This window comes from Streptomyces sp. NBC_00654, from assembly GCF_026341775.1.
Lineage (GTDB): Bacteria > Actinomycetota > Actinomycetes > Streptomycetales > Streptomycetaceae > Streptomyces.
The window spans coordinates 1,382,116-1,397,494 of record NZ_JAPEOB010000001.1; the positions used below are offsets into that span (position 1 = coordinate 1,382,116).

The window sequence follows — 15,379 nt, forward strand, 5'->3', positions numbered from 1 at the left end:
CCACCATGAACGCCTCCCGCCTGCGCACCTTCGGCACCCGCACCGCCGGCACCGGCCGCCCCGTCTACATCACCGGCGAGATCGGCATCAACCACAACGGCGACCTCGACAACGCCCTCGCGCTGATCGACGTGGCCGCCGAAGCCGGCTGCGACGCCGTCAAGTTCCAGAAGCGCACCCCGGAGATCTGCACCCCGCGCGACCAGTGGGACATCGAGCGCGACACCCCCTGGGGCCGGATGACGTACATCGACTACCGCCACCGCGTCGAGTTCGGCGAGGACGAGTACCGCACCATCGCCGAGCACTGCGCCAAGCGCGGCATCGACTGGTTCGCCTCCCCGTGGGACACCGAGGCCGTCGCGTTCCTGGAGAAGTTCGACGTCCCCGCGCACAAGGTGGCCTCGGCCTCCCTCACCGACGACGAACTGCTGCGCGCGCTGCGCGCCACCGGCCGCACCGTCATCCTCTCCACCGGCATGTCGACCCCGCGCCAGATCCGCCACGCGGTGGAGGTCCTCGGCTCGGACAACATCCTGCTCTGCCACGCCACGTCGACGTACCCGGCGAAGGCCGAGGAGCTGAACCTGCGGGTCATCAACACCCTCCAGCAGGAGTACCCCAACGTCCCGATCGGCTACAGCGGCCACGAGACCGGCCTGCAGACCACGCTGGCCGCCGTCGCGCTCGGCGCCACGTTCGTCGAGCGCCACATCACCCTGGACCGCGCCATGTGGGGCTCCGACCAGGCCGCCTCCGTCGAGCCGCAGGGCCTGACCCGCCTGGTCCGCGACATCCGCACCATCGAGGCCTCCCTCGGCGACGGCGTCAAGAAGGTGTACGAGTCGGAGCTCGGCCCGATGAAGAAGCTCCGCCGCGTCGCGGGCGTCGTCGCCGAGAGCGACGCGGCCCCCGAGCCGGTCGCGGTCTGAGCGCCGACCGGTGAACCTCGCCTTCGTCGAGAGCCCGGTCCAGCTCCTGAACGTCCTGGAGTGGACCCACGCCATGGGGGGAGGGGACCCGGCCGCCACCACGGTCGTCGTCCTCCCCCCGGTCGACCCGATGTCGCGCGGCCAGCTGCGCAGGATGGCGGAGCTGGCCCGCGACGAGGGCGTCACCGTCCGCTGGCAGGAGGCGCGCGGCGAGTCCGGCGCGCCTCTCAAGGCCCTGCGCGCCCTGACCGGGCTGGTCAGGCGGGCGGACCACATCGTGATCGGTGACCCGTTCTCCCGGTACGTACAACTCCTGCTCACCCTGGTCCGTGCCCCGCGCCTCACGGTGGTCGACGACGGCACGGCCACCATGGAGTTCGTCGCCCAACTGGCCCGCGGTGAGCGCCTGGTGCGCTGGCACCGCCGGGGCAGCAAGGGCCCGCGCGAACTGGTCCTGGCCCCGGTCACCGCGACCGCCCGCCGCCGCTTCACCCCGACGGCGAACCGCACGGTCGAGGTGTTCACCGCCATGCCGGTCCAGGCTCCGCCCGGCATCACGGTCACGGCCAACGACTTCTCCTGGACCCGCACCCGCTTCGGCCCGCCCCGCATCAGCAAGGGCGCGGACCTGGTCGGCACCTCCCTGGTGGAAACCGGCGTCGTGGACCCGGTCCCGTACCAGGAAGCCGTCGCCGCGCTGGCCCGCACCCACGGCGCGACCCGCTACTTCGCGCACCGCCGCGAGTCCGCCGAAAAGCTCCACGCGCTGGAGGCAGCCACCGGCCTGGAGATCGTCCGCCCGGACCTCCCCCTGGAACTCATCGCCCGCCGGGGCCCCATCGGCCGCACGGTCCTGAGCTTCCCCTCCACCGTCGTCCACACCCTCCCCCTGGCCCTGGCCGGCACGGGCGTCAGGGTCGCGGTCTGCGACATCGCCCCGGAATGGCTCCGCGACACGGCCTCCCCACGCGCCCAGGGCTTCCTGAGCGGCGTCACGGAAACCGCCCGCGACGTACAGCGCCTCGCCCCGTGGCGGGCCACGGCGGTGACGGCGGAGGGGTGAGGGCGGGACGTCGAGCCGTGCGCCGCGTCACTTCTCGCGGCGGGGCTCCAGCATCCGGGTCAGCAGATTACGGGTGGCCCGCTGGACCTGAGGGTTGATGTAGGCCGGATCGTGCAGGGCGAGCGGCCAGTGGAAGGTACCGGCGACGAAGACGAACGTGCCCTGCTTGTTTTCGCACAGGCTGGTGTTCTGCATGCTGCGCCCGCGCCCCCAGCTGTCCACGTAGGGGGACGCGGCGAGCAGAGTCTGCTCGCTGTCCGCGGGCCGGGGCATCGACGGGTCGAAGCCGTCCGCCTCGACACCGATGAGGTCCGGGAGCTTGTCACCGTCCCGCAGCCCGGTGCCCGACCAGAACCAGTGACCGCTCTCGCGCACCACGAGGGGTGCGGGTTCCTTCAGAATGCCGTTGTACTGCACGCCCAGCAGACCCTGCTCGGCCTTCCGATGCTTCTTGCCGAGCTTGCGCCAGCGCACGGTGGGCCCCGCGGTGCCGGGCTCGGGGTCGGAGGCTTCCTTGTAGCAGGTCACCACCCGGCCGTCCCGGCCGTCGGCCGCGGATTCGAGCCGGATGTGGAAGTAGATGTTGTTCGAGGCGAGGAACGCGAGATGGGTTCCGGCGTCGACCGCCTCCTCGGCGCAGTCGCGCATCTCCTTGGACCAGTACTCGTCGTGCCCCGAGAAGACGACCGCGGTGTACTTCGCCGGATCGATGCGTCCCTCGTGCAGATCCACGCTGCTGGCATAGGTGATGTCGTACCCGGCCGCCTCCGCCCAGCGCGCGGCACTGGTGTCCATGTTGAACCACCGGGGTGCACCGGTCTCGACATAGGGCCGGTCGAAGGAGACCCGGACGGCGCGCTCGTCGTTCCCGCCGATCTTTCCCTCGGCGGTGTAGCCCTTGTACAGGTTCTTCCCGGTGCGGCCGTCGAACGGCCAGAGGTTGTACGCCTGGTACGTGGTGAAGGGGAGGACCATCAGGAGGTCGGACCGGCGGTCGGTGTCCCGGACGACGAACGGCGTGAAGCTGCGGAATCCGTCTTCCGAGGTGAAGACCGCCATGAATATCCCCGACAGCCAGTCCTCGGGTATCTCCAGGGTCCAGGTCACCGGCCAGTCGCAGGCGATCATCCCGGTCCCGGCATCCGGCTCCGGTCTCTTCCGGGGCTTCGCACGGACCGGCTCGCTGGTCATCAGATGCCGGGCACCTGAACCGTCGTAGTGTCCGACGCGGTAGACCGCAATCGTGCATTCCTGAGCACGGTGGGCCGAGATATGGAAGCCGATCGATTCACCACGGCTCACCGAGGTCTTCGACGCGTAGCCCTGTATCTGGATGGCCTTGTCGTCGGCGCCCCGGGTACCCCCGTGCCCGACCGCCCACTCGTCCGAGCCGACCGCGCGGTTCTCGCTCACCACGGGGTTGTTCCCCGTGCTCGCCCTGGGCCGCTGTGGCAGGGACTCGGCCTCGCCCCGCAGCTGATATCCGGCCACGGCCACGGCCCCGACTCCGAGGGCTCCAAGGGCAGCACGACGGGACACTTTCGACACAGCGCACACTCCGAGGCCCGGACGCCAGGCCTCTCGCCTCACGCGTCGTCATCTGCGTGACCGGAGAGCACCCGCTTCCTGTGCGACGCCTGTCAACAATCGCTGATTGTATGGATGTGAAGGACCGGAAACGCAGAGATGGACAGTGTGTAATCGCACACACTGCGGGGTCAGTTGGGCAGGGGCAGTGACCGGCATCGTGGAACGAGCCGCCCACAGCCCCTGCCCTTCGCATCAGCTGCCGTACCGCTCCACGGCATAGGAGCGCGCGAAGCTGTAACCGGTCAGCGCCTCCCAGCTGCTCACCGGCTTGGCAAACGTACGGTTCGCCTGCGCCGACCAGGTCCACGCCCTGATCGTGCCGTCGTCGTACCCGTACAGGGCACCGAAATCGTCCATGCCGTCGCCGTTGTAGTCGCCGATGACGATCGACATGTGGTCGCGCCACATCGCCCCGGCGGGCGTCGTCCACGCTTCGGCCACAGAACCGAAAGTGCCTGTCGCACTGCTGGGGAAGGTGTAGATGCTGTCGTGACCGTCGGCGTAGTCGTACCAGGCCGCGATGTCGTCGCGCCCGTCACCGTCGAAGTCCCCGGCATGGACCGTTGTCCGGTTCCAGTCGCCCCACGACGTGCTGGTCCATGAGCCGACGGGATAGGTGAACCCACCGGTCGGTGCCGCGAGGAAGGTGAAGATCTTGTTGCTTCCGTCGGAGTATCCGTGGAAGACGGCCAGATCATCTCGACCATCCCCGTTGAAGTCCCCCGTCACCTGCTTGTCACGGGAGGACGTCCAGTTGCCGGAAGGGCTCGACCACGAGCTGAACGGGGCGTTGAAACCACCCCGGACATCCGCGGTGAAGGTCCACAGGGCGTCGCGGCCGTCCGCGTAGTCGTACCAGACGGAGACGTCGTCACGGCCGTCACTGTTGAAGTCGCCGCTGCTCAGGGTCATGCGCTTGAAGCTCCAGTTGCCGGCCGGAACCTGCCACGACACGAACGGGGCAGCGAAGTTCCCCTGCGTGTTGCCGAGCCAGGTCCACAGGGCGACCCGGCCGTCGTCGTAGCCGTAGACAGCGGCGACATCGCCGATTCCGTCGCCGTTGTAGTCACCGGTGGTGCGCTTCATCCGACTGACCGCCCACGAATCCGCGGGCACGTTCCACCCGGTGAGCGGGTTCCTGAACGTACCGTCGGAGTTGGTCGGGAAACTGTGGATGGTGTCCGACTTGTCGGTGTGGTCGTACCAGTCGGCCATGTCACTGCGGCCGTCGCTGTTGTAGTCGTGCCTGAGGGCGGTGCCGCTGCTCCAGAGCGACTGGCCCTTGGCGTTGTGGATGACGAGGTTTCCGCGGTCCTGCAGGACCGCATACCCTTCCGCACCACTGGTCTTCGAGTCCCACAGGACGGTGGTGCCGTCCGCCTTGTAGACCACCAGGTTGCCCTTGGTCTGCATGACCGCCATCGCGCCGACGTTGCCGGCGGTCTTCGTCGACCACAGACGTTTGCCGGCGTTGGAGGTGATCTCCAGGTCGCCGTCGTCCTTCATGGTTAGTTCGGCCGACCGCGAGATGTAGGACTGCCCGCCCGTGAGCGTGGTGCCGGCCGGGATGCGGATGCCGCCGACGGCGCCGTCGATCGGGAACGCGGCTCCGAAGGAGAACTCGGATCCGGTCACCTTCCCGGGCCAGCCGGTCATGGTGTTGTCGGACTTGCGGGCCCAGAGATCGGCCATGCCGTCCCCGGTGAGGTCACCGACCGTGCCGAGAGTCGGGTAGGTACTCGCGGGGAATCCGCCGGCGATCTTCACCCGAGCCGTAGTGCCTCCCCAGGCGGTCGGGTCGAGAATCCCGTTGGGTCCCTCGCTGCCGTAGGTCCGCAGGATGTCTCCCGTGGCCTTGTTCCGGAGCCACAGGTCGGCAAGCCCGTCGTTGTTCAGGTCGCCCGGCGCCAGGACGGTGAACTTGTCCCAGTCGTCGCCTCCCACCAGCACAGGAGGGCTGAGCCGTTTGGTGTAGCCGCCGAAGTAGGCCCACAGGAGCTTGCCCTGCTGCACCAGCAGATCGGGTCTGCCGTCCGCGTTGATGTCACCGGGTGCGATGACCTGGCCTGCATCGCTCCAGTGGTCGTTACCGGTCCAGCCGGGCTCGCCGAAGCAGCCGGAGTCCTCGTCGACGACGGGGCATTTGACGGTGAGAGGCTGCTTGCCCTCCTTGTAGTTGGTGGTCGCGATGCCGAGACCGTTGTTCGTGTACGTCCAGAGGACCTTCCTCTTGAGGGCCGGGTCGTACTCAAGAGTGACCAGGTCGGTGTATCCGTCCTGACCCCAGTCCGTGCGATAGGTGATCGACGCGTCGTCGAAGGCCTGCCCGCCGTTGGTCGCCGAGGAGAATTCGCCGTTCTGCCGGCCCGAGTAGGTGAGCAGAGTGCCGTTGGAGTCGACGCTCCAGATGTCCTTGCTGCCGTCGCCGTTGAGGTCGCCGGGAGCGTCACGGGCTGCCGAACGGGTCGCGTAGAAGATGTATGTCGCGGTGTCGGACTGGTTGCCCGCCTTGTCGACGCTGTACGCGTAGATGAAGTGGGCGCCGTATCCGGGTGCGCGTACGGTGACCGGGACCCCGGGCAGCACGTCGTTGAGCTCCGGAGCGGAACTGGACCACCAGACGTAGTGGTCCACGTCCGTCACACCATTGGGTGCGAAGCCGAATTTTCCTTCCTCACGGGCCTTGCCGGTCGTACTCGGCCACCCGTTCTCACCCGACGGGAACTTGCCGTCCAGGGACGAGATCGTCGGCGGTGTGCCCGGACGCGTACGGTCCACCGAGAACTTGCATGTGGGGCTCCAGCCCGAGGTGGCCTTCTGGGCGTCCTCGGCGCGGACCTTCCAGGTGTAGTCCCCGGTGGGTATCAGCGCGTCGGTGGTCGGCAGAGTCGCCACTCGCCCCTTCAGAGCACCGATCGACCGGTCGATGACCGGCGTGCTGCTGCCGCTCCTGAAGACCTGGAACTGCGCACTCAGGTTTCCGGCGTCGGGATCGTCGATCGTGGCGAACAGGCTCACCTGGGTGTTGCCGATCAGTCCGCCCGCGGAGCAGGACGTCTTCGGATTCGTACCGAGACCGGAGGGAGCGTTGGGCGGATTGTTGTACTCGGTCTCCAGGACAGCGGTCTTGGCGTCGAACTTCTTCCAGCCGAACGTGTCGCTCTCGTTCTCCGCGTAGAGGCCGAGAGTGAGACTCGACCACTTGCCCGCCGCGGCTTCGCGCGCCTTGGCGGTCACATCGAACTCAAGGTTGCCCGCCGCGCAGTCCTTGCTCCAGCCTTTGGACTCGTTCACCGTCTTCAGCGGCGAAGTACCCACCTTCGCGGGCTGGTTGTTCCAGGTCGTCTTCTTCGAGATCGCCTTGGTCTGCCAGATCTCGACGGGCCTGTCCTGGCAGGACCAGGACCACACGTTCTTGATCCGGAAGGTCGACGACTTGACCTCGGCACCCTTGATGCTGTCGGTGTCGACCTGGAAGAAGGAGCGGGAAAGCCCGTTCGTCTCGTTCTCGTAGCCGACCCGGGCAACTTCGTTGGCGTTCCAGAAGGACGATTTGGGGTATTTCTTGTAGACCCGGGTCCAGTTCTCCTTCTTGCCCCAGGCCCAGGACGGGTCGATATAGACGGGGTATGTGGTGGCGGAACCCGTCAGCAGCGCCTGGTCGGGCTTGATCTCGATGCTGTCGCCACTGACAGTGGTGGGCATCTGCGCATCGGCCGCGCCCGGTGGTGGCTCGAATATGTCACCGGCCGCCGACCCCTCACCGGCGACGGTGGCGGACCTGGCTGCCGGCGTCGAGGAATCCGTACGGGAGTCCCACATCAGGGGAGTCGGGCTGGTGAACACCGTCTGCCCGGCGGGATCCACGGCGGCGAGGCTGCCGGACTCCGCGTCCGCCGACACGGTGAGACCGACCGTCTTCATCTTGTAGGTAAGAGTGGCGAGTTCGGGATTTCTGGCCGCTTCGGCGGTCTTGACGACGAAGAGCTGGGAAAAGCCCTCGACCTCGGCCTTGAGTTGGAGGTCGACCCCGGGCAGCACCTCGCTGTACGTGGCCACGTTCTCGGTGAGCACCGGCGTGGGCAGTTCGGTCGGCCAGGACAGCGTGAGCGTACGGCCGTCCTTGACCCCGGACAGCAGGGGGCCGGTGCCACCGCCGGAGAACGCGACACTGACCGTCGACGCTCTCGGTACCACGGTGCCGTCGGCGGCGAACGTCAGGCTGGGGTCGGTCGCCACCCAGGCCCCGTCCCGGAAGAGCCGGATCGGTGATCCGTATCGCTTGACGGAGAACGAGCCGTCGGGCTGTGCCCAGGTATCGGACACCTCGGTGCGCGCGGACATCAACTCGGCTGGGCTGCCGGTCGACTTGGCCTTCTCCAGAGCCCTGTCCTCTTCGCTGACGGAACCGTCGTCGACCGGGTCGTCAGCGGCGAGGGCGGCGCGCGGTGCGACGCCGGGCGAGGCCGTGGCGGTGACCGGAACGAGCGCTCCGGCTGAGCCGATGGCCGCGGCCAGAAGCAAAGAAACAGACCGATATGGCGGTTTGTTTCTCCTTCTGTGTTGCCTGGGTGTGTGTCTCATTTCATTCCCCTCATGAAGTTCACAATTTCCGCGCCGACTTTAGGTCGTGACGTACGGGGCGGGGAATGGTGAATTCCGAAATGGACGGCAATGTGACGCCGCAGGGGTGGAGAGGATTGGCTGACTAGTGATGCGTTTTCGGTACAGAAGGGGCAAGCTGTGCACACTTCAGGGGGTAGTGACTTTTCTGTGGAGATCCTGTTAGCTTCCGACGGTCATTCGTGGGGCGGCAAGGGGTGGGGTATGCGCAGATTCAGAAGGACATGGTTGGCTATGCCATTGTCCGCAGCACTCTTGGTGGGAATTCTCCCGGGAGTGGCCTTTTCGGCTGATCCGGCTGAGGCGTCCGCGCGCCCGTCCACCCACATCGAGCAGCCGAAGGCCGTGCCGGTGGTTCCGGTCGAGTTTGGTGGCAAGAAGCGCAAGGACGACGCCAAGAGTCATCCCTGGCGGTCTCCGAAGGTCACCTGGCCGACCGCGTCGAGTGCCGACGTTGTGCTGGATCCCGCGAGCGGGAAATCCGTCCGGCCCGAGGACAGTTCGCCGGTCTCGATCGCCGCAGCCGCCACACATGCCACGACTGCCGGAACGCGGCAACGCAAGACCATGTCCGCGGAGGCCGGTCCGCCGGTGAAGGCCAGGGTCTCGGTCGCGAGCCGGGCCGCCGCCGACAGGGCGGGGGTGGACGGTCTGCTGCTCTCGGTGGAGCGCAGCGACGAGAAGGCCGGCGTCCAGCCGGTGAGCGTGGCCGTCGACTATTCGACGTTCCAGGGGGCGTACGGCGGAGACTGGGCCGCACGGCTACGCCTCGTCGAAATGCCCGCGTGCGCGTTGACGACGCCGCAGAAGTCGGGGTGTGGCACCACCACTCCGCTCAAGACCGTCAATGACACCGAGCGGAGGACGCTGTCGGCGACCGCCTCGGTATCCGCAGGCGCACCGACTGTGCTGGCGGCGACAGCAGGGGAGTCGGGCGCGTCCGGCTCGTACAAGGCCACACCGCTCCAACCTTCGGGGGCGTGGAGTGCGGGTGGCTCGACAGGGTCGTTCAACTGGGCGCAGGAGATCGGAGTTCCGACCGTCCCCGGCGGACTGAAGCCCAGCGTTTCGCTGAACTACTCGTCACAGAGCGTCGATGGCCGGACTGCCGCGTCGAACAACCAGCCCAGCTGGATTGGTGACGGGTGGTCCTGGGAGCCGGGGTACATCGAGCGGCGGTACAAGTCCTGCAACGATGACAAGGACGGCGGCACCAACACCACCAAGGTCGGTGACCGGTGCTGGTTCAACGACAACGCGACGCTGTCCCTCGGTGGCAAGACGACCGAGTTGGTGCATGACGCGGCCAAAGGCTGGCACCCGGCCCAGGACGCGGGCGAGAAGATCGAGAAGCTGACCGGCGCCTCCAACGGTGACAAGGGCACCACCGGCGTCGATGGTGCCGGTGAGCACTGGAAGGTCACCACGACGGACGGGACGCAGTACTTCTTCGGCCTGAACCGGCTTCCCGGCTGGAGCGATCACGGCACGGCGGACGATGACCCGGTCACCAACTCCACCCTCACCGCACCTGTCTTCGGCAACCAGACCGGCGAGCCCTGCTACAACGCGTCGTTCGCATCCGCCTGGTGCCAGCAGGCATGGCGCTGGCAGCTCGACTACGTCGTCGACGTACATGGCAACGCGATGTCGTACTACTGGAAGACCGAGACCAACAACTACGGCCGCAATGTCTCGGAGACCACGGGCAAGGCGACGGTCACCCCGTACGACCGTGGCGGGTACCTCGACCACATCGACTACGGGCTGCGTCACGGAGGTGCTTATACGGGCAAGGCAATGGGACGGGTCGACTTCGGTGTCGACGAAAGGTGTCTCAGCAGCTGTGGAACCTTCGACGCGGCGAACGCGAAGAACTGGCCCGACGTCCCTTACGACCTGTACTGCAAGGACGGTGCGACGGAGTGCAAGGACCAGTACTCGGCGAGCTTCTGGTCCCGGAAGAAACTCTCCACGATCACCACGAAGGTGCTGACCGGGGGGACGTACAAGGACGTTGATTCGTGGACGCTCAAGCAGGGCTTTCCGGCCTCCGGTGATGGCCTCTCCACGCCCATGTGGCTGGAGTCGATCCAGCGCACCGGAAAGACAGGAGGCAGCGAGACGCTTCCGCCGGTGACCTTCGCGGGTGAGCAGTTGGCCAATCGGGTCGACAAGACCGGGGACGGTCTGGCTCCGTTCATCCGGTTGCGCATGAATCAGGTGATCAATGAGACCGGTGGTGAGATCGGCGCGTACTACTCCGATCCCGACTGCACTGTGACCACGTTGCCGGCCGCTGACGGGACGAACAAGACCCGTTGTTTCCCCGTGAAGTGGGCCTTCGAAGGAGAAACGGCCAAGCTGGACTGGTTCCACTCGTACGTGGTGACCAAGGTCCAGGAGGGCGACAGACGTGACGAGACTCCGGACACGATCACCAAGTACAGCTATCTGGACGGCGCAGCGTGGGCCAAGAGCACGGATGAGTTCACCAAGAAGGACGACCGGACCTACTCGGTGGCTCGCGGGTACGGCCGGGTGCAGACACGTACGGGCGGCATCGAATCGGGGCCGACGCTGACGGAGGCTCGCTACTTCCGGGGGATCGACGGCGCCGCCGTGGAGAACTCGGCAGGCGCGGCGGTCACGGACCGTGAGCAGTTCGCCGGCGTGACGCGCGAGAGTGCCACGTACAACGGCGACGACACCTCCAAGCTCGTGTCCGCTGTGTCCTACACCCCTTGGCGTTCGGCTCTCACGGCCAGCCGGACCCGCGCCGACCTGCCGGACCTGGAGGCGTACCTCACCGGCACGCTGAAGGAGGAGGAGCGGACTTCGACAGCGTCCGGCACCCGGACCACCTCCCTGACACGGACATTCGACGGCTACGGGCAGGTCACTTCCGAGTCCGATACGGGCGACACGGCGAAGACCGGGGACGAGAAGTGCACCACCACCACGTACGTCGCCAACACGACGAGCCGTCTCCTCGATGTGGTCGCTCAGAAGAAGACCGTGGCGGCACTGTGCGGCGACGCGGCGGGCACGGGGAGTGTGATCAGCGACGAGCGCATGTACTACGACGGAGCTACGTCGTTGACGGCTGTGCCGTCCAAGGGCGACGCGACCAAGGTCGAGAAGCTCAACGGCCTCGGCACGGGCTACGACACGGTGGCCGCGACTCCCGCAGCCGACTTCGATGTCTACGGACGGGCGCTGTCGGCCACCGATGCCTACGGCAAGGAGACCGAAACGGTCTATACGCCGGTGCAGGGGGAGGTGCCGACCAGGACTCTGGTCACCAACCCTCTCGGCCACCAGATCACCACTGACGTGGACCCACTGCGCGGTCTGCCGGTCAAGGTGACCGATGCGAATGCGCGGGTCACGTCGACCGCGTACGACGCGCTGGGCCGGGTGACGAAGGTCTGGCTGCCTTCCCACCCCGCCGCCACCCAGCCCGATCTGCCGAGCCAGTCGTTCGAGTATCAGATCCGCAAGACCGGTCCCGTCGTCGTCACGACGAAAACCCTTAACTACCGTTCCGCCTATGGGGTCTCGTACACCTTTTATGACGGACTGATGCGGGAGATGCAGTCTCAGGCGAAGTCCCCGGACGACGAGGGACGCCTGGTCACCGAGACCCGCTACAACAGCCGAGGGCAGGCCTGGCACAGCTCGGGTGTGTACTACGCCACCGGGGAGGCGGAGCCCGTCCCGGTGACCGCGATGGATCTCAAGTACCCGGACGCGACCGAGACGCTCTTCGACGGCGCGGGCCGCACTGTGGCCCTGATCTCACGCAACCACGGTGAGGAGACCAAGCGCACCACCACGAGCTACACGGGCGATACGACGACCGTCATTCCGCCCGCTGGCGGAACCGCGACCACCACCGTCACGGACGCTCTAGGCCGTACCACGGAGCTGAAGCAGTACACGGATGCGGGAAGGGCCAAGTCCCAGTCCACGGTGTACACGTACAACAAGCTGGGGCAGTTGGAGCAGGTCACCGATCCGTCGGGTGCGACCTGGAAGTACGGCTACGACGCCGCAGGCCGACAGGACCATGTCGAGGATCCCGACAAGGGAGCTTCGGACACCGCGTACGACGAGGGCGGGCGTGCCACCGATGTCACGGACGCCCGTGGCATCACTCTGCACACCGCCTACGACGATCTGGGGCGCCCCACCGCGCTCACCCGGGGCGCCACGAAGCTGGCCGACTGGGAATACGACAAGTCTTCCAAGGGCCTCGGGCAACTCTCCAGCACGACTCGCCATGACGGGGGAAACACTTACATCAGCACGGTCGTCAATTACAACGCTTTCTACAAGCCGGTCGTGAGCCGCTTCACCGTTCCTGCCTCGGAAGGCGCCCTGGCTGGTACGTACGAGTGGACGGACGTCTACAACACCATTACCGGCCAGCTGATGGAGTCGGCGCAGCCCGCCATGGGCGATCTCCCGGACGAGGCTGTCACCAACGCGTACGCGTTCAGCGCCGGCCTTCCCGTGTCGGTGTCCGGTGGTGACGACATCGCCATCCTGGCCTCGGTGAGTTACGACCACTACGGTCGTCCTCTTGAGCAGGCGTTCGGCGCAATTGCCCAACAGCTCTGGAAGAGGCGTCAGTACGACCAGCACACGGGGGAGCTGACCCAGGCTTCCACCGAGCGTGACGTCGAGCCGCGCTTCATCGACAACGTCAGCTACACCTATGACCTCGCAGGCAATATCAAGAAGATCGGTACGGTAACCGGCCAGGACGCCACCGTCGTCAGCGACACCCAGTGCTTCGGTCTCGACACCCTGCGCCGCATCACCGACGCCTGGACCGCGACCGATGACTGCGCGGCCGCGTCCCCGACCGCGGCGGTTATCGGCGGTCCGGACCCGTACTGGACCACGTACACCTACGATGCCGTCGGCAACCGCAAGACCGAGACCCAGCACACCGCAGCGGCCGGTCCCGCCACGGATACGGTGCGCACGTACCAGGCTCCCGAGGCGGGAACGCACAACCTTCCCGGTATCACACAGACGGGCACGAACCAGCACACCGAGACCTATACCTACGACGAGACAGGCAACACTCGGACCCGCAAGATCGGCAACGCCGATCTGCAGGACCTCACGTGGGATACCGAAGGCCATCTGGCTTCCGTCACCGAAGTCACCAGCACCACCAACTACCTGTACGACACGTCGGGTAGCCGCATGGTGCGACGCGACTCGACCGGGACCACGCTCTACCTGCCCTTCGGCAACGAACTGCACCTCGACAAGGCCGGCAAGGTCACGGGTACCCGCTACTACACCGCAGCGGGTGAAACCGTAGCCCTGCGCAAGGGCGGGAAGCTCAGCTTCCTGATCAACGACCACCACGGCACCAGCACCACTCAGGTCTCCGCGGACGCGGCCCAGACCGTCACCCGTCGTCAGAGCACCATCTTCGGCGCGCCCCGTGGTTCCCAGCCCACAACATGGGCCGGGGACAAGGGATTCGTCGGCGGAACGAAGGACCCCGACACCGAACTCACCCACCTCGGCGCCCGCGAGTACGACCCGGCCAGCGGCCGCTTCATCAGCGTCGATCCGATCCTGGACCTCGCCGATCCCCAGCAGGCACACGGCTACACCTACGCGAACAACAACCCCGTCTCCTTCAGTGATCCCAGCGGGCTGCGGCCCGACGGCCCGGTCGGTGGCAACGACTACAACGATGTCCGCAGTACGACTGATGGTTCGAACAACGGGAAGGCCGGCAGCGGATGGTTCCGCGACAGCCAAGGAGGCTGGAGCTACCGACACCAGCAGTACTGGCCCGGGCACCTCGGTAGCAAGGTAAGCGGCGTCACCACCGTCTCCTACTCCTGGTCCTCGCGCGTGAGGGCGAAGGGGAAGCCCGTCAGCGGCTATGTGATCCCGCACCCGAAGGTCGCCCCGAAGAACTTCTACACGAAGTGGGTCGCACCGATCGCGGTATCCGTCCTGCTGCCGGATGTGCAGGCATGGCAGGACTGCGGCGGCGGTGACCTGAGCCAGTGCGGCTGGTCGGCCACGGACCTTCCGCTGCTGAAGCCTCTGAAGGCGATCAAGGGGGCCAAGAAGGCCGTTGACGCCGCCTCGACTGCGGCCAAGAAGTGCCACAGCTTCCTGCCGGGCACCCGAGTTCTGCTGGCAGATGGCACAAGTAAGAAGATCGAGGACGTCGAGAAGGGGGACGTCGTACTCGCCACGGACCCGGATACCGGTGAGACACGGTCCAAGGAAGTCATCGAGACCATTCTGACCAAGGATGACAAGGACTTCACCGAGCTCAACGTCACCACGGATATGGGCGAAGCCAGCATCGTCGCCACGGACACCCATCCCTTCTGGTCGGTGAACCAGAAGAAGTGGCTCGACGCGGGGAAAGTACAGCCGGGGACCAAGCTGCTCACATCCGATGGTCGTGATGTCGAGGTCACTTCGACGCGGCACTATACGAAGCGGCAGCAGACGCACGACCTCACGGTTGAGGGCATCCACACGTACTATGTGCTGGCGGGTGCCACGCCGGTCCTCGTGCACAACTGCAATCTGTTTGATGGACCTGGCTGGCAACACGTGCTGGATGAGCACGTAGATGGAAGTCCGGGAGTGGTTTCAGGAAACACTACTTTCTCCAATTATATGGATCTGGATGAAATTGGAGAATTGATTGAGGGTGCCGCTAAAACTCCCGGGCGGCGAAATACCCCTGATGCAACTGGGCGTCCTCGCGACGGAACAATTCACACGTACGATTTCGATTACCCTGTTGGGTCTCGAGGTGAAACTAGCGTCGAAGTGATTCTCAATCCAAACGGATCTCTGCGTACCGCCTACCCGAGGTGATGGCGATGGAAGAATTGTCTCTGCATTGGAATATGGTTCGGCCCGGATCGGCCAACCTCATTCTGCGATTTCCGCATGAGGTCATCGAAGTGCACACCACATATGTGGGAGATGGTCTCCGCTCTGTAGTGCAAGCTGCCATCGATCTCCGACTGGGGTCAAGCTCGGCAACGGCCTTCCTTCCTGCCGAACCTGCGGGTACCTTCCTGTTTTTTACGGGAGCAGACGAAGAGGTGTACTTGCAGGTCGTTCAATTCGCGGACATGGAATCAGAGTCTCGTCGCTG

Annotated in this window: 5 protein-coding genes; 3 read left to right on the forward strand and 2 right to left on the reverse strand. The window is 66.0% G+C overall.

Annotated features, from left to right (window positions below; all coding sequences use genetic code 11):
- Positions 1 to 5 precede the first annotated feature (5 nt).
- Positions 6 to 932, forward strand: a complete 927-nt coding sequence (locus OHA98_RS06110; RefSeq protein WP_266923120.1) for an N-acetylneuraminate synthase family protein — start codon at positions 6 to 8, stop codon at positions 930 to 932.
- 10 nt (positions 933 to 942) lie between these two features.
- Positions 943 to 1,995 (forward strand): hypothetical protein, encoded by a 1,053-nt coding sequence (locus tag OHA98_RS06115; protein WP_266923122.1) that lies wholly within the window; start codon positions 943 to 945, stop codon positions 1,993 to 1,995.
- Between the two features lie 27 nt (positions 1,996 to 2,022).
- On the opposite strand, the gene OHA98_RS06120 is transcribed toward OHA98_RS06115, so the two are convergent.
- Positions 2,023 to 3,492 carry a N,N-dimethylformamidase beta subunit family domain-containing protein gene (locus OHA98_RS06120; protein WP_266923124.1) on the reverse strand — a complete coding sequence of 490 codons (1,470 nt, stop codon included), beginning with the start codon at positions 3,490 to 3,492 and terminating at the stop codon, positions 2,023 to 2,025.
- Positions 3,493 to 3,777: 285 nt separating this feature from the next.
- On the reverse strand, positions 3,778 to 8,109 hold the full coding sequence (locus OHA98_RS06125) for an FG-GAP-like repeat-containing protein (protein WP_266923126.1): 4,332 nt from the start codon (positions 8,107 to 8,109) through the stop codon (positions 3,778 to 3,780).
- A 375-nt stretch (positions 8,110 to 8,484) separates the two neighbouring features.
- Between OHA98_RS06125 and OHA98_RS06130 the strand changes: the two genes are divergently transcribed.
- The gene (locus tag OHA98_RS06130) at positions 8,485 to 15,093 is read left to right on the forward strand and encodes a polymorphic toxin-type HINT domain-containing protein (RefSeq protein WP_266923128.1); all 6,609 of its coding nucleotides are present in this window, start codon (positions 8,485 to 8,487) and stop codon (positions 15,091 to 15,093) included.
- Positions 15,094 to 15,379 lie beyond the last annotated feature (286 nt).

What these genes read in the sequence shown, in the direction of transcription:
- OHA98_RS06110 (WP_266923120.1), top strand. Translation starts at nt 6, where the DNA reads ATGAACGCCTCCCGCCTGCGCACCTTCGGCACCCGCACCGCCGGCACC.